Here is a 16,162-nt window from a genome sequence, read left to right on the forward strand (position 1 = left end):
AGATATTGGCCAGATGCCGTCTGCCCTGCAAGCTGCGGCCAAGTATATCATCGACCATCCTGGTGATTTTGGACTGAACCCGATCCGCACCAGCGCTGAAAAAATCGGGGTTAGTTCGAATGTTCTGGTTCGGCTAGCACAACGCATGGGTTTCGACAGCTTCGACTCCCTCCGAAGCCCCTTTCGTGACGCGCTGGTCACAGACCGGGAAAGCGTATTGGGGCAGGATTGGCTAACCACGCTGCAGCGCGAAGATGCCTTCAGCAATACCCAGGCAAGACTGGCTCAGAACGAGCAAAACGTGGTCGCCCGATCACTGCGTCTGATGAAACCCGATAAAGTACGCAACGCTGTCGCATATATGACCGAGTCGCGTAGATGCTTCGTTACGGCGACGCGTGCCAGCTATGCGTTGGCCTATTACTTTTCTTACACCGGACGCATGGCGCATCCAGGTATCCAATTAATACCGCGCCATATCGGCTCCGCCACCGACGATCTGCTTGACGCCGATCAACGGGATTGTCTTCTCGTCATCACCGTTCACCCCTATTCAGCGGACACCATCCAATCAATGCGGTTCGCGAAACAAAAAGGTCTGCGCCTTATTCTGATCTCAGACAGTGACGTGATCGCACCTGGGGTCGAGCCTGACGTCGCATTTAAGGTCAGCACTCGGGCATTACACTCGTTTTCCTGCTTTACCGGGGCCATGGCCGTTCTGGAATGTCTGCTGGGTCATCTTTTCGACGCCGGGGGTGACACTGCCCGACAGCGGATCGACGCCTATCAAAAGGCACGTGAGGACACTGGTGCCTACTGGCAACCGTCCAAACCACCAAGGCTGCGCCGAAAATAAAAAGCCCCGACGCACGACCGGGGCTTTAATAACAGAATACAAATCACAGACAGGCTTCAACAGCCCGCTTTGTCATGACGCCAACAAGATGGGCACGGTATTCTTTACTGCCATGCAAATCAGCAATCATGTTGGCCGGGTTAATACGCAGATCCATCAGGGCGTCTGCCCGGAACTCTTTGTTCAAAGCCTCTTCGGCCTCGGTCCAGCGGAACACACCGTCTTCACCAGCCCCGGTCACGGCCACTCGAACCCCATCTGCAAACCGCGCCAGATACACGCCAACCAGAGCAAAACGCGATGCTGGCTGCAGGAACTTCTGATAGCTGGCGGCTTGAGGCACCGGGAACCGGACCGTGGTAATAATCTCGCCCTCATCCAACGCGGTCGAGAACATCCCGTCGAAAAAATCATCCGCCGCAATCTGACGCGTGTTGGTTATGATCGTCGCTCCCGAACCAAGTGCCCCTGCCGGATAGCACGCCGCAGGATCATTGTTGGCAATCGAGCCGCCAATAGTTCCCCGGTTGCGCACCGCCGGATCACCGATCTGACCAGCTAGCGCCGCCAATGCCGGATAGCTGCTTGCAGCCTCGTTCGCCACGGTGGCGTGGGTTGTTGCCCCACCAATCGACACCGAACCATCATCGTCGACACAAACCCCCTTCATCTCGGCAATCCCACTCAGAGAGACCAACACCGAAGGCGCCGCCAACCGTTGCTTCAAAGTCGGGATCAGGGTCTGCCCACCCCCTAAAGCCTGCGCATCCTCATCTCCCAAAGCGGCGACCGCGTCAGCAATGGTAGAGGGTTTTTCAAACTCGAAATTGTACATTTCGCTTTTCCTTTCCGAAAGGCGCTCCTTGGCCCTTCATCTTTTTGGAAATACTCCGGGGAGCGCGAGGGGCTGGCCCCTCGTACCCCAACCACTTAACTGTTCATCGCCGTCCAGACACGCGACGGGCTCACCGGCATATCGATGTGATCCACAGCCTTGCCGCCCGAGTTCAGCGCATCCAGCACAGCGTTCACCACCGCAGGCGGCGAGCCGATCGCCCCGGCCTCACCACAACCCTTTACGCCTAGCGGGTTGTGCGTACAGGGTGTCTGGCTGGAATGATCCACCTCATAAAACGGCACATCGTCGGCGCGCGGCATCGCATAATCCATGAAGGACGCACTCAGCAGCTGGCCGTTCTCGTCATAGGCACAGTTCTCCAAAAGTGCCTGACCAATGCCCTGACCGATGCCACCATGCACCTGACCATCCACGATCATAGGATTGACGATGTTGCCAAAGTCATCCGCTGCCGTGAACTTTTCGATGCTGACTTGACCGGTTTCCGGATCAACTTCGACCTCACAGGCGTAGGCGCCTGCCGGGAAAGTGAAGTTCGCCGGATCATAGAACGCTGTCTCTTCCAGACCGGGCTCGACCTCCAACGGATAGTTGTGCGGGACATAAGCCGTTAGGGTCACATCCCCCCAAGCCACCGACTTGTCGGTGCCAGCCACGCTGAATTGACCATCCTTCAGCTCAATATCTGCCTCGGACGCTTCCAACAAATGCGCTGCGATCCGCTTGGCTTTTTCGATGACCTTTTCGGTCGCCTTGACCATTGCCGATCCGCAGACGGCCAGCGATCGCGAGCCATAGGTGCCCATGCCAAACGGGATCTTGGATGTATCGCCATGCACGATCTCAACCATCGACTCGTCAATGCCGATCATGTCGGCCACAACCTGCGGGAAGGCGGTCTCGTGCCCTTGCCCGTGGCTATGCGCCCCCACCATGACGCTGATCGAACCGGTGGCGTTCACCCGCACCGTCGCCGCATCATACAAACCCGCGCGAGCCCCCAACATGCCAACAATGTTCGAGGGCGCAATACCGCAAGCCTCGATATAGCAGTTGATGCCCAGACCACGCAGCTTGCCCTTGGCCTCACTTTCAGCACGGCGCGCGGCAAAACCTGCCAGATCAGCCGCAGCCTCCAGCTTATCCATCGTACCGTTGTAGTTGCCTGTGTCATAAGTCAGCGCGACAGGCGTATCGTACGGGAATTCAGTGATGAAATTCTGGCGGCGTAGCGCAATTGGATCGACACCCAATTCACGCGCGGCCTTATCCACGACACGCTCCAATTGGAACGTCGCCTCGGGGCGACCGGCGCCGCGATAGGCATCCACCGGCACCGTGTTGGTGAACATCGCCTTCACGTTCACCTGAATGACCGGCGTCTTGTAATTGCCCGCCATCAGCGTGCCGTGCAGCCATGTCGGCACTGAACTGGAGAACGTGGAAAGATAAGCACCCAAGTTGGCGTATGTATTGGTACGCAGACCGACAAAGTTGTTGTCCGCGTCCAATGCCAGTTCAATGGTGCTGACGTGATCTCTGCCCTGTGCGTCCGACATGAACGCCTCGGACCGGCTCGCGGTCCACTTGACCGGACGTCCACATGCCTTGGCGGCAAAAGTACAGAATGCCTCTTCCGCGTAGTGGAAAATCTTGGTGCCAAATCCGCCGCCCACGTCCGGAGCAACAACGCGGACCTTGTGTTCCGGCAGCCCCAGCACGAAGGCACACATAAGCAGTCGGATCACGTGAGGGTTTTGCGACGTGGTGTAGAGAGTATACTCCTCGGTCCCGCGCGCGTATTCGGCCACCGCCACACGCGGTTCCATTGGATTGGCAACCAGTCGGTTATTTACCAGATCCAGAGTGGTCACATGCGCCGCATTGGCAAAGACCTCATTGACCTTGGCATCATCCGCCTCACCCAATTGCCAGTCATAGCAGATGTTGTTTTTCAGATCGTCATGGACCAGTGTCGCGCCATCCTGCGCTGCAGCCTTCATGTCGAGAACAGCGGGCAGTTCCTCGATATCTACATCGATCGTTTCCGCCGCATCACGGGCCTGTTCCAAGCTATCCGCCACAACAGCCGCGATAGGATCGCCCACATGACGCACTTTTCCCTGCGCCAGAATGGGGTGAGGCGGTTCCTGCATCGGCGCGCCGTGCTTGTCGGTCACTTCCCAGCCGCAGGGTATACCGCCCACGCCTTCGAAATCCTTGCCGGTGAACACCTTAACCACACCGGGCATGCCTTCGGCGGCTGAGGTATCTACGGATTTGATACGGCCATGAGCGATGTCGGACCGCAGAAAATGCACATAGGCCTGGCCATGTACGTTGATGTCGTCAGTATAATTGCCCGCTCCGGTCAGAAAGCGGACGTCCTCGCGCCGCTTGGAACTGGCTCCGATGCCACTGTCTTTGGGCATTGCTTGTTCTCCTCCCATAAACGGGTGCTTATGCACCCTGTGTCATCCCACGGGCATCTCCTCCGACGCCCGCAGTGGCATCATTCGGCAGCGATGCTGCTGACGTCCTGACCGGATGCGGCCATGATCGCCTTGACGATGTTGTGGTAGCCGGTGCAACGACACAGGTTGCCTTCGAGGTACTTGCGAATTTCGGCCTCGGTCGGGCGCGGATTTTCCTTAAGCAGCGCCGCCGCGCTCATCACCATACCCGGTGTGCAAAACCCGCACTGCAGGCCATGGTGATCCTGAAAAGCCTGCTGGATCACGTTCAACGACCCATCGTCGTTAGCCTGCCCCTCGATGGTGCCCACATCGGCCCCGTCCGCTTCAAGCGCCAGCATGTTGCAGGATTTGACCGCCTCGCCATTCACATGAACCACACACGCGCCGCATTGCGCTGTGTCGCATCCCACATGAGTACCGGTCAGGTGCAGATTGTCGCGCAGAAAACTGGACAGCAAGGTCCGGCCCTCGACATCACCGCTCACGGATTTTCCGTTCACGGTCATTGAGACCTGTGTCATTGGCTCCTCCCAAAATGAAACTCCCTGGCCCGAGTTAAACACGGGAATTTTTGTTTGAGAACAAAAATATTTAGCGACTTGCCTTTATGGCCGCTTGGTTAACTACCATAAGTATTTCGTTGACTCCGAAAGGCAAATTATCGCCGTGACGCCCGTGGCTGGGGCCGCGTCGGGATCTCTTTAAGCAGTCCGCCAACGCCCATCGCTGCAATGTCAGCACCTGTCGTTTCGATCCCACAGGCGACACGAGACAGAACCCAGTCGGCCCCATTCAAAGCCGGAGATCGCGCGCATCCCGGTAGCCCAATCACCGGTCGCGGGCCGAGCACGCCCAGAAACAAAAGGTTGCCTGGATCAACCGGCATGCCAAAACGATCCACATGGCCGCCTGCGGCGCGCACTGCCTCGGGCGCTATGTCCATCACATCCGACGTGGCTGAGCCGGTCAGGATCATCACCAAATCGCCTTGCGTTTCCAAAAGCGCAATCGCAAGCGCATCTGTCCGGTGCGGCACGATACGCACGTCGTTCATCTCCATTCCCAGTGCCTCGACACGGCCACGGATCGCGGCGATGCCCTTCTCGTTTGATGGACCGCCAGGAATGTCAGTCACGACCAACCCGGCGCTTCTGTAAGCTGGCGTCGCAAGGCGAATGGCGTTTTGCGCAACGCGCGACGCTGCAAGAACATCGCCACCCGGAACCGCATAGGAAATGACCTTTATCGTCGCGACCATACCCCCGGCACTCATCTGTTGATACTGTGGGACGGTGGCGACGGTAATCATCGGGTTGACCAGATTGAACGCCTCAAGCGCGGCTATGTCCAGAACCGCAATACCCGGCCCATCTGCAAGCAGATTCACACGACCGGTAAAGGGCTGTGTTACCCGCAGGTTCGCGGCAGCGGCATCAGATACCAAAGCATCGGCCAACATCCCGGCAGCTTTGTCTTCATGGCAATCACCGGGCTCCAACCGGGCAACCGTGACGGAACTGTATCCGGCGGAAACCAACTGTTCCTGATGTTCAGTCGTAAGAACAATGCCTTTGCGCAGTTTCGTGCCTGCTGCCTGTACGGAATGGGCCAGAATGGCCCCGGCGGCCTGATCAACAGGAACGGAGCCGAACTTCACGCTTTGCCTCGCAAGACGGCAGTCATCTGAGCAAGTATTGACACGGCTATTTCCGACGGATCCGCAGCGCCAATATCCAACCCAACCGGGCCGTGGATACGTGCAATCTGCGCGTCGGTGAAACCCGCCTCTTTCATTCGCGCCACCCGTTTGGCATGGGTTCGCTTGGATCCCAATGCCCCAATGTAGAACACACCTGCCTTCAACGCAGATTTTAGCGCTGGATCGTCCAGCTTGGGGTCGTGCGTCAACAGCACCATCGCCGTTCGCGCGTCCAATCCAAGCTTGGCCACTGCTTCATCAGGCCAATCCGTCAGAATCGTTTCACCGGGAAAACGCGCGCTCGAGGCGAAAGCATCACGTGGGTCAACAATGGCAGGGTCGTACCCAGCAATCCGTGCCATCGGCACCAGCGCCTGCGCAATATGCACCGCCCCCACGACAATCAATCGCAACGGAGGGTTATGAACCGCCACAAACGTCTGACCGTCTTCTTCGAATCCGGAACGGTCCATTCTCAGGCGATCCGGATATGCGTTCCGACGCAAGGCGCGGTGGCCGGTTTCGATGTTTACTTCATAGGCGACAGACTCACGCCGCGCGCGTCGGTCGACCAGTTCGCGTAACATCGGTTCGTGCAGCACCTTGCCCACCGGCTCCACCAAAACGCGGATGGTTCCGCCACAGGCCAGCCCAACGGCAAAAGCGTCGTCATCACTGACACCAAATTCCAATAGCCGCGCCTCGCCTTCGTCTATCGCCTCAAGGGCCTCGACCACCACCGCGCCTTCGACACAGCCACCCGAGACGGAGCCTTCGATGCGACCGTCCCCGCCAATCACCAGCTGAGCGCCGACGCGACGCGGAGCACTACCCCAGGTTTCGACAACAGTGGCCAATGCCGTCGGCTTACCATCGTTATACCAACGCAGCGCCGTCTCAGGGCTGTTATCGAATCTGTCCATGGAACTCTCCGAATGTGTTCTGACCCAACATAAGCAGGTTTGGCGCGATGAAAAGGAACCTGGGTTCTCAAGTATATGGGTCGGCGGACAAACTGGTAATTTCAGCGCCATTTGGCCGGGATTTTCGCGCTTTGTGCAAAGGATTGATTGTCATGGGGCGTGGATTTAGCCTACACGCGCAACTGGTGCATTCCAGAATGCGCATATTGTTTTTACACAAGGGAGTCAGAGACTTGAAACGCATTTTTACATTCGGACTGGCAATGGGTCTACTGACCTCGACTGCGGTAAGTGCCGATACGTTTCTGCGTTACGGCGAAGTGGAGGGGTGGAAGGTCTTCATTGATCAAGACAAAAAATCCTGCCTGATCGAAGCCGTGGATGACGCTGAAAACGTTGTTCAAATGGGGCTGACCGAAGATCGCGGCGTGGGCTATGTCGGTGTTTTCACCAAGGGGGAAACCAACATTAAACGCGGTGAGAAAGAAGGTGTTGCGATTCTGTTGGGCGAAAACATCTATGTCGGCGAAGCCACTGGTATGAAGGGCAACATCACAAAGGGGTATTCCGGCGGATATGTTCTGTCAGATGATCCTCAATTCGCGGACGATATCGCCAAGCAGAAAGTAATGGTCGTATTCCCCGAGAAGGAGTTTGGCTTCACAGTCGATCTGACGGGTACTTACAAGGCCATGGAAATGGCGCGCAAGTGCAACGAAGAACAGCTGGGTTAAGGCTCAGCCCGAAAGCGCGGTCATCAACCGCGCTTTCTCTCCCACGTCTTCGGGCTTTGAGATGACAGCGGCCAAATCCTCTAACGACGCGATCGAGTGCCCTGCGCGAAAACTGTCCACATGTGGCAGCATCGCGGCCACGCCCTGCGCCTTGGGCGCGAAACCGTCCCAGCGCAACAATGGATTGAGCCAGATAAGACGACGTGCCGACAGATGCAGGCGCTCTATCTCTTTCCCCAACGCCTCGGGGTCGCCCCGATCCAGACCGTCCGAGATCAGCAGAACCACCGCCCCCTGCCCCATAACCCGGCGTGACCAGTCGCGGTTGAAGGCATGTAGACACTCTCCGATCCGGGTTCCCCCCTCCCAATCCTGCGCCTCGGCCCCTGCAGCGGCGAGTGCGGCGTCCACGTCGCGCTGTTGCAGGTGTCGGGTGATATTGGTCAGTCGCGTTCCAAAGGTGAACGCATGCACCTTGGCCCACCCCGCCCCCTTGGCATTCGAGACTGTATGCAGGAAATGCAGGACGATCCGACTGTATTGGCTCATTGATCCTGAAATATCGCAGAGCACCACAAGGTTGGGCCAGCGCGGTTTGGGCTTGAGACGGGCGATGTCACGCAGTTCACCCCCCTGTCGCATCGCCGCGCGCAAGGTTCGGGCGCGGTCAATCCGATACCCCAAATGACTGGCCTGCCCACGCCGGGAACCGATAGGTTTAACAGGCAATGTCAATCGCGCCAGCATACGCTTGGCCTGCGAAATTTCGGCCGTACTCATCTGTTCGAAATCCAGACTACGTAGCCGTTCCTCGGTCGATGCGGTTTGCGAGGCATCAATCTCAAGCAAGGTCTCTTCTTCGGAATCTGACGATTCAGGCTGATCGCGCTCTACCCCGTGCAACAATGCCTCGGCCGCGCGCTTTTCAGCCGCGTCGGCCTTGCGGTCCTCCTGTACGCCGCGGATTGCAGGCAGCATCATGGACATCATGTGTTCCATGTAACGCGGGTCCCGCCAATACATGCGAAAGACCTGTGCGAACACCGTTCGATGCTCGGGGCGGCTAACGAAACAGGCGTGCAACGCCCAGTAGAAGTCCCTCTTTTCAGTGAACCCTGCGGCTTGCACAGCTCGGATTGCGTCAACAACGCGGCCTGTTCCAATTGGTAATCCAGCCTTGCGCAAAGCTCGTGCAAAATGCGTGATGTTTTGCGCCAGTTTTGGGTCGTCGGGAACAGCGAGAGGAAGCTGTTCTGCCATCAGACCGGTTCCAAATCGGCTTTAGCCTGATCCAATATTCGCTTTGCCTCAGACCCCTGAAGTTTCTGAATATCGTCCTGATATTTCAGAATCGCACCCAGCGTATCGCCGATCACCTCGGGGCTGAGGTTGATCACGTCCAAGGCCAGCAGGCATTTAGCCCAGTCAATGGTTTCGGCCACACCAGGTTTCTTGAACAGATCCTCAGTGCGCAAACGCTGTACAAAAGCAACCACTTCGCGACTGAGCGCCTCAGCAGCCTCGGGTGCGCGAGCGTGCAGAATATCGATCTCACGGTCGAAATCCGGGTAGTCGACCCAGTGATACAGGCAACGACGTTTCAGCGCGTCGTGCACTTCTCGCGTGCGGTTCGACGTCACTATCACAATGGGTGATTCAGGCGCTTTGACAGTGCCCAACTCAGGGATCGTAACCTGAAAGTCGCTCAGCGCTTCGAGCAGGAATGCCTCGAACGGCTCATCCGTGCGATCCAGCTCATCAATCAACAGGACCGGAGCGCCGTTTTCGTCCGGGCGCATGGCCTGCAGCAGTGGCCGCTCGATCAAATATTCATCCGAGAACAATTCATTCTGCAACGCGCCCCGATCGGCACCACCTGCAGCCTCCGCCGTACGGATCGCTACCATCTGCGCCGGAAAGTTCCATTCGTACACGGCCGACGATGCATCCAATCCCTCGTAGCACTGCAACCGGATCAGCCGCCGGTTCAGCCCTGCGGCCAGCGCCTTGGCGATCTCGGTTTTGCCAACACCAGCCTCACCTTCCAGAAACAAAGGGCGGCCCAGCTTCAAGGACAGAAACACGACTGTAGCCAGCGCTCGTCCGCAGACATAGCCCTGCGCACCCAGCATTTCTTGAACTGCGTCAATGGTATCCGGCTGTTTCATGTTCTCATCTCTCCCTCGCCACAACAGGTCACGGCAACGCGCGGGCGTCAAGACTACTGTCTGTCGGGGACTTGGACCGATCCGGACCGCTGACAAGGGCTTTCGCGCGGGTCACTGCTGTGCTAGCGGATGCGCCATGACCGATAGCATCACGATCCGCCGCCCCGACGACTGGCACCTGCACCTGCGCGATGGCGCGATGTTGCAGGCCGTCCTGCCCGAAACCGCACGCCATTTTGGCCGTGCGATCATCATGCCGAACCTCGTTCCGCCCGTCGTACGCGGCGATCAGGCCGCCGCCTATCGCGACCGCATAATGGCCGCCCTGCCCGACGACATGACGTTCGAGCCGCTGATGACGCTCTATCTAACCGAAGACACCGACGCCGAGGACGTGGCCGCCGCACACGCCAGCGGTCTGATCAAAGCGGTCAAACTGTATCCGGCAGGCGCAACAACAAACTCGGCTTCGGGCGTGCAGGACTTTAACAATGTTCGTTCGGTGCTGGAAAAGATGGCCGAGATCGGACTGCCTTTGTGCGTTCATGGAGAGGTCACAGATGCCGAGATTGACATCTTTGACCGCGAGGCCGTGTTCATCGACCGGGTTCTGGACCCGATCCGCAAGGCCACCCCCGGCCTGCGCGTGGTGATGGAGCACATCACCACCAAAGACGGCGTTGAGTATGTCAAATCTAACGAAACCGATCTGGGCGCGACCATTACAGCGCACCACCTGATCATCAACCGCAACCACATTCTGGTCGGTGGAATCAAACCGCATTACTATTGTCTGCCTGTCGCAAAGCGCGAAGAGCACCGTCTGGCACTGCTGGCCGCTGCAACGTCGGGCGATAAGCGGTATTTCCTGGGTACCGACAGTGCGCCGCACACCGATGCCAATAAGGAAATGGCCTGCGGTTGTGCTGGATGCTTCACTGCAACGAACACCATGTCTCTGGTTGCCGAGATGTTCGAGCGTGAGGGCGCATTGGACAAGTTGGAAGGCTTTGTCTCACTGAACGGCCCTGCCTTTTACGGCCTGCCGGTGAACGAAAGCACGATCACCCTGACCAAAGGTGACCCCGTCGAATATCCAAGCAAGATCGAAACCGAAGACGGCCCGGTAACGGTGTTCGAGCCAGGTTTCCCTCTGCACTGGCGCGTGGTTTAGCCCGCCAGCCTCTTTGCCAGATCGCGGGCGCGACCGCCGGTGCGTAGCATCGACCAGATCGCGTCCGCCTCATCGTTTCCAATCAGCTTGGCAGCCTTACCGCGTACGCGGTCTTCCCGTTCAGACAAGGACATCGGCGCCAGCAGGTCATGTTTTGCCTCTCGCCGCGCACCATCCCGGCGCAACAAAGTCAGATGCGCCTGCGTTTCCGTAAGCGTGTCGTCAGCCTCAACCGAGATACGGTCCCGAAGGGACATCAGACGCGAATCCGCACAGTTCTTTTCGCTATAACTTCCCGGCAATGCCGTGTCATATCCAAGCGCCTGCATGGCGATGACGGTCCGATATGAGAATTTCGCCCCCAGCCCCGTTGTCGGATTCATCTGGTTACAAACGCTCATCCAACGAGGATGGGTCTTGATCTTGATCTCAGCCACTTCGGGTTCGGCAATGTCCAGATCGCGCGCGGCCTCAAGCGCTGCATGCAGACCATGACAGCATGCATGAAACTTGTGGCTTACGCTTTCGAACAACCATTCATCGCCCAAACCCTCTAGCGCTGCTTCCGCGTTAGCCTCACCTTTATGGGTCGCGCCAAATCCAAATGGGCCTTCAAGCGCACCCGAGTTTGGTTCGAACCCTTTTGAAATTAACAAAGCGGCTTCCACTCCGACCGCCGCCGCCAGCCCCGCGTTATACGGCTTGCCCATCGTTCCGAACTGCGCTTTTAACCCCGCCGCGCGTGTCGCCGTAAGCCCCAAGACACTGTGCATTTGATCCGCGTCGAATTCCAAAAGGCGCCCCGCAGCTACAGCGGCGCCAAACGCGCCAGCCGTCGCAGTCTGGTGAAACCCTGCTTGATAGTGATCGCGCCCCAGCCACAAACCGACGCGTATGGATACCTCCATACCCACCAGCGCGGCCTCAAGGAAATCGACCAGGATACGATCATCCCATTCGCTCAGCGCCAAAGCGGCAGGTAGGACTGCAACCGAAGGATGACCAATATGGGCAAAATGCGTGTCATCATAATCCAACGCGTGCGACACAGTCCCGTTGACCAATGCCGCCCCACGCATTGGCACCGCGCCGCCGCCAAACAGACGTGCTTGCGCGGCACCTTCTTCGCCTAGCACGAGATCGCGAACGACCGTCGATACCGGCTCATCTTGTCCGGCGCGCCCAACAGCGAGCCAGTCGAGCACAGACAGTGAGGTGACGACTCGCGTCTGCAGCGTTGTTTCAATGGGGCCTGCGGAAAACCCAGCCAGAGATGTGGAAAAATCGCTCATGGGCGCAGTCTATCGCCCGGATTTCACGGGTAAAGACCTAGCCGTACAAATCCTCGGCACGGGCTTCGAACGCCTGCACGATCCGGTGCATCGCTTCGTTGAACACTACCCCGATGATACCCTGCAGGATGGCGTTCTTGAATTCGAAATCCACATGGAAAGACACGTTACATCCGCCGTCGGGCGTGTCTTCAAAATGCCAATCGGACTTCATGTACTTGAACGGGCCGTCCAGATATTCTGTGTCGATCTTCATTTGATCGGGGAACAATGTCACCCGGCTGCCGAACCGTTCACGGAACACCTTGAACGAGATGATCAGATCCGCCTCCATCACCTGCGCCTCGCCTGCGGCATAGGTCCGGCGGATACGGGAGGCGGCGCACCAGGGCAGAAACTCGGGGTATTTCGCCACATCCGCAATCAGGTCATACATCTGCTGAGCCGTATAAGGCAGAGGGCGAGTTTCCGAATGAGTAGGCATAGCGTCCGGTATTAGCAGGTGACAATGGCGCGTCATGTCGTATGTTGCGCGCCAAAGATCAAGGGGGCAGCGATGAGTGACCGTGCATATGTAATCGACGAGATGATCTCGGCCAAGGCTATCGCTGCTCGGATCGAAGAACTGTGTCGTGAAATCAGCACAGAGTTTTCTGATACCGATAAGCTGGTTGTGGTCGGCCTGCTGCGCGGCAGTTTCGTCTTTATCGCCGATCTGGTGCGTGAGCTGGACCTGCCGATCGAGGTGGACTTCCTTGAGGCTTCTTCATACGGAGACTCGATGGAGAGCAGCCGGGAAGTTCGCATTCTCAAAGACTTGCGCGGTGCAATTGAAGGGCGCGATGTGTTGGTCGTCGAAGATATTGTCGACACAGGCCACACGCTGAACCACGTGACCAAACTGCTGGAAAGCCGCAAACCCGCGCGCCTGAAGTCTATCGCCCTTCTTGACAAACCCAGCCGGCGCGAGGTGGATTTCCGGTCCGACTGGATAGGTTTTGATATCCCTGACGAGTTCGTGGTGGGCTATGGAATCGATTACGCTCAGCGAAACCGCAATTTGCCGTTCATTGGCAAAGTCCGCTTTACCGAAGACTGAGAAGACCCAGCCCCAAATTTTTAACAAAAACTCGTTTTTGTTCTACGCAAGAACAAATGAGCTCGGATTCCGTAACAACACCAATCAAATTCCCAAACCGGAATATCAATGGACAACTGGCCAGACCCCAGATTAACCTTCAAAAATCTTAGGAGGTTAATGCACATGAAGTTGTTGCCTATAGGTATTCTGGCCGCCAGCGCGGTGGTCCTGCTTGGCGGGTTTGCCGACGCGAAAGACAATAAAGGCAAAGGTAAAGGAGCAGACAAAGGCAAAATCGAGAAGCCGATAAAGTCCAATAACGGCGTCGCTGTTCCGCCCGGGCAGATTAAGAGATATACGCGAGGCAAGAAATTGCCCGACGATTTGGATTTCGACTACCTTGATGATCTGGACGGATGGAAGCTCAAACCTCTACCCAAAGGTCAACGCTATATCCGTGTAGATGATGAAATTCTTTCGATTTCGGATGACACGAAAACCGTCATTGATGCGGTCGGAATTGTCGGCGACCTTGTAAATTGATCTTTCACCACAGCAAAGATCGAAGCGATGCCACAAACACGGCAGTTCCCACCGGGATGAGTTCATCTGGAAAATCATAATCCGGATTGTGCAATTGGGGGTGGGCTGTCCCTGCCCCCAGCCAAAACATCGCCGCCTTTGCGTCTTTCCCAAACTGCCCGAAATCTTCGGAAAACTTCTGTGGGCTGGCCGTCAAGGTGCAGGACACGCCGGTTTTGGCGCAAGATTGGTTCAGGATATCGACTGCTTCAGGCTCGTTCACGCAGGCTTCGAAAACATCTTCATAGCTGATTTCACAGCCTAGCCCGTGATCAGTCGCGGTCTTGTCAACCAGCGCCTCGGCTTCCACGATCAGGCTCTGCATCCGTTCATCCGCGACAGTGCGTAGCGTCACCCAAAGCTCGGCCTCACCCGGCGCGACGCCAAAAGTCGGCTCACCAAGGTTGGCATGCGTGACAGTGGTCAGCGCAAAATCGGCGTCCAAAAATCCGCCCTGACCCAGTCCTGCCAATTGCGGCATAAGAGACGCCAATGCCGCAGCCGGTGACACCCCATCTTGCGGTGCCGACGCGTGCGAGGTTTTGCCCGTCAGAACAATCCTCATCCCACGTGAGGCACAATTTGCGGGGCCTTCACACAACTCGACTTCCCCCAGTGCAAGCCCCGGAAGGTTATGCAGAGAAAACGCATAGTCTGGTGCAATTTTCGCAAACTGGGGGTCAACCCGATAGGCGATTGCGCCCTGTCCGGTTTCTTCCGCCGGTTGGAATATCAAGACGACACGGCCCTTTTTCGGGCGGTTGCCCCTCAGATAATCCGCTACGCCCAAAACCATTACCATATGACCGTCGTGACCACACAGGTGACCTTTGCCCGGAATGCGCGACACATATTCGGCGTCGGATTGTTCTTGAATCGGCAATCCGTCCAACTCGCACCGAATGGCGACTGTTGGCCCGACCTGTCCACTGTCAAACACCCCGGCCACCCCGTGACCGCCAATTCCCGTCAGCACCGTATCAGCACCCCGAGCACGCAGCTCGTCTGCTATTCGAGCAGCCGTTTGCTCCTCTTGCCCTGAAAGTTCGGGGGCTTGATGAAGCGCGTGACGCAGACGAGTCAGCCGCGCGATTGTGTCAGGCGTCACCCTTGTTCCAACTTTTTCTGGCGGGCATCACGCAGACGGGCAAAGTCGTCACCCGCATGATAGGACGACCGGGTCAGCGGTGTCGCGGATACCATCAGGAAGCCCTTGCCATAGGCAGCTTTTTCATACGATGCGAATTCCTCGGGCGTGACAAATCGGTCAACCCCATGGTGTTTCGGCGTCGGTTGCAGATACTGGCCGATGGTCAGGAAATCGATATCGGCAGCGCGCATGTCGTCCATGACTTGCCGGACCTGCTGCTCATCTTCCCCCAAGCCGACCATGATGCCCGATTTAGTAAAGATCGAGGGGTCCATTTCCTTGACCCGCTGCAATAGCCGCAGCGAGTGGAAATAGCGCGCACCGGGGCGCACTTCGGGATACAGACCGGGGACGGTTTCAAGGTTGTGGTTGAACACGTCCGGTTTCGCCTCGACCACAACTTCCAGAACCGAAGGATCACATTTCAGGAAGTCCGGCGTCAGAATTTCGATCGTCGTCTTGGGCGAGCGGTGACGAACAGCACGAATGGTTTGCGCAAAATGCTCGGCGCCGCCGTCCGTCAGATCATCCCGGTCAACCGACGTGATAACCACATGGTTAAGGCCCAGTTTCTGCACCGCGTGCGCCACACGCCCGGGCTCGAACGCGTCCAGATCATCCGGACGGCCTGTCGCGATATTACAGAAGGTACAGCCACGGGTACAGATTTCACCCATGATCATCATGGTAGCGTGGCCTTGGCTCCAGCACTCGCCTACATTGGGGCACCCAGCCTCTTCGCAAACAGTGACCAGATTGTTCTCGCGCATGATCTTGTGCGTGTCTGCATACCCCTTACCGCCGGGCGCCTTAACGCGGATCCACTTTGGCTTTTTCGGCTGCGCATTGTCTTGACGATGCGCCTTTTCGGGATGACGTTGTTCGGGGATCTTCAGATCACGCACAGCTGGCTTTCCTGACTTGGGGTCAATTTCCTTGGGCATAATATAATTCGCCACACTTAGCTACACCACCCATGCATACCTGCTATAACAGCGCACCGCGCAAGTGCAGAAAAAAGGCCCCCTAAAAGCTAGAAAGCCTTTAAACAATAGCATGTTCAATAACCTTAAATCTTATTCGCGACCGCAGCAGAAATTACGTTGAAGCCAATTTAGAACTGTTTTAAATCGCAAACAGTTCACAAATGAATCACAGGAATAT

16 protein-coding genes are annotated in these 16,162 nt (G+C 57.1%); 5 read left to right on the plus strand and 11 right to left on the minus strand.

The features are described from left to right. Positions 1-13: 13 nt before the first annotated feature. Positions 14-859: a MurR/RpiR family transcriptional regulator gene (locus GOW93_RS01480; protein WP_254443429.1), complete on the plus strand. Its 846-nt coding sequence runs from the start codon at positions 14-16 to the stop codon at positions 857-859. Positions 860-902: 43 nt separating this feature from the next. Here GOW93_RS01480 and GOW93_RS01485 read toward each other — a convergent pair whose 3' ends face one another. The 5 genes from GOW93_RS01485 to GOW93_RS01505 all read right to left on the minus strand — a co-directional run bounded on the left by GOW93_RS01485 (position 903) and on the right by GOW93_RS01505 (position 6,817). Continuing rightward, a complete protein-coding gene (locus GOW93_RS01485) occupies positions 903-1,694 on the minus strand; it encodes an FAD binding domain-containing protein (protein ID WP_170381293.1) in 792 nt (263 codons plus the stop codon). Positions 1,695-1,789: 95 nt separating this feature from the next. Further along, positions 1,790-4,150 carry a xanthine dehydrogenase family protein molybdopterin-binding subunit gene (locus tag GOW93_RS01490; RefSeq protein WP_170381294.1) on the minus strand — a complete coding sequence of 787 codons (2,361 nt, stop codon included), beginning with the start codon at positions 4,148-4,150 and terminating at the stop codon, positions 1,790-1,792. An 80-nt stretch (positions 4,151-4,230) separates the two neighbouring features. Then, complete coding sequence (locus GOW93_RS01495; RefSeq protein WP_170381295.1) at positions 4,231-4,716, minus strand: (2Fe-2S)-binding protein; 486 nt, start codon at positions 4,714-4,716, stop codon at positions 4,231-4,233. 137 nt (positions 4,717-4,853) lie between these two features. Next, entirely contained in the window at positions 4,854-5,852 is a 999-nt protein-coding gene (locus GOW93_RS01500; RefSeq protein WP_170381296.1) for a molybdopterin-binding protein, read from the minus strand. After that, positions 5,849-6,817 carry an XdhC family protein gene (locus GOW93_RS01505; protein ID WP_170381297.1) on the minus strand — a complete coding sequence of 323 codons (969 nt, stop codon included), beginning with the start codon at positions 6,815-6,817 and terminating at the stop codon, positions 5,849-5,851. Before GOW93_RS01505 ends, GOW93_RS01500 begins: the two co-directional genes overlap by 4 nt. 233 nt (positions 6,818-7,050) lie before the next feature. Here GOW93_RS01505 and GOW93_RS01510 point away from each other — a divergent pair, with 233 nt between their 5' ends. After that, positions 7,051-7,551 (plus strand): hypothetical protein, encoded by a 501-nt coding sequence (locus GOW93_RS01510; RefSeq protein WP_170381298.1) that lies wholly within the window; start codon positions 7,051-7,053, stop codon positions 7,549-7,551. A gap of 3 nt (positions 7,552-7,554) precedes the next feature. Here GOW93_RS01510 and GOW93_RS01515 read toward each other — a convergent pair whose 3' ends face one another. Further along, the gene (locus GOW93_RS01515; protein ID WP_170381299.1) at positions 7,555-8,811 is read right to left on the minus strand and encodes a vWA domain-containing protein; all 1,257 of its coding nucleotides are present in this window, start codon (positions 8,809-8,811) and stop codon (positions 7,555-7,557) included. Continuing rightward, on the minus strand, positions 8,811-9,719 hold the full coding sequence (locus GOW93_RS01520; RefSeq protein ID WP_170381300.1) for an AAA family ATPase: 909 nt from the start codon (positions 9,717-9,719) through the stop codon (positions 8,811-8,813). The genes GOW93_RS01515 and GOW93_RS01520 overlap by 1 nt, the downstream gene beginning before the upstream one ends. A gap of 136 nt (positions 9,720-9,855) precedes the next feature. Here GOW93_RS01520 and pyrC point away from each other — a divergent pair, with 136 nt between their 5' ends. After that, positions 9,856-10,893, plus strand: coding sequence for a dihydroorotase (gene pyrC / locus GOW93_RS01525; protein WP_170381301.1), 1,038 nt, complete (start codon positions 9,856-9,858; stop codon positions 10,891-10,893). Here pyrC and GOW93_RS01530 read toward each other — a convergent pair. Together GOW93_RS01530 and GOW93_RS01535 are read right to left on the minus strand one after the other, a co-directional pair. Further along, entirely contained in the window at positions 10,890-12,185 is a 1,296-nt protein-coding gene (locus GOW93_RS01530) for an MmgE/PrpD family protein (RefSeq protein ID WP_170381302.1), read from the minus strand. The genes pyrC and GOW93_RS01530 overlap by 4 nt on opposite strands. Positions 12,186-12,222: 37 nt before the next feature. Continuing rightward, positions 12,223-12,669 carry a type II toxin-antitoxin system RatA family toxin gene (locus GOW93_RS01535; protein WP_170381303.1) on the minus strand — a complete coding sequence of 149 codons (447 nt, stop codon included), beginning with the start codon at positions 12,667-12,669 and terminating at the stop codon, positions 12,223-12,225. A 72-nt stretch (positions 12,670-12,741) separates the two neighbouring features. Here GOW93_RS01535 and hpt point away from each other — a divergent pair, with 72 nt between their 5' ends. Then, positions 12,742-13,284: a hypoxanthine phosphoribosyltransferase gene (gene hpt / locus GOW93_RS01540; RefSeq protein WP_170381304.1), complete on the plus strand. Its 543-nt coding sequence runs from the start codon at positions 12,742-12,744 to the stop codon at positions 13,282-13,284. 108 nt (positions 13,285-13,392) lie between these two features. After that, positions 13,393-13,809, plus strand: coding sequence for a hypothetical protein (locus GOW93_RS01545; protein ID WP_170381305.1), 417 nt, complete (start codon positions 13,393-13,395; stop codon positions 13,807-13,809). 4 nt (positions 13,810-13,813) lie between these two features. Here the strand turns inward: GOW93_RS01545 and GOW93_RS01550 are convergent, their stop codons facing one another. Both GOW93_RS01550 and lipA read right to left on the minus strand, forming a co-directional pair. Beyond that, entirely contained in the window at positions 13,814-14,956 is a 1,143-nt protein-coding gene (locus tag GOW93_RS01550) for an amidohydrolase (RefSeq protein WP_170381306.1), read from the minus strand. Continuing rightward, on the minus strand, positions 14,953-15,903 hold the full coding sequence (gene lipA / locus GOW93_RS01555; protein ID WP_170381307.1) for a lipoyl synthase: 951 nt from the start codon (positions 15,901-15,903) through the stop codon (positions 14,953-14,955). Before lipA ends, GOW93_RS01550 begins: the two co-directional genes overlap by 4 nt. Positions 15,904-16,162: the final 259 nt, after the last annotated feature.

This window comes from Ruegeria atlantica (assembly GCF_013032455.1).
In the GTDB taxonomy this organism is placed as follows: Bacteria; Pseudomonadota; Alphaproteobacteria; order Rhodobacterales; family Rhodobacteraceae; genus Ruegeria; species Ruegeria atlantica_B.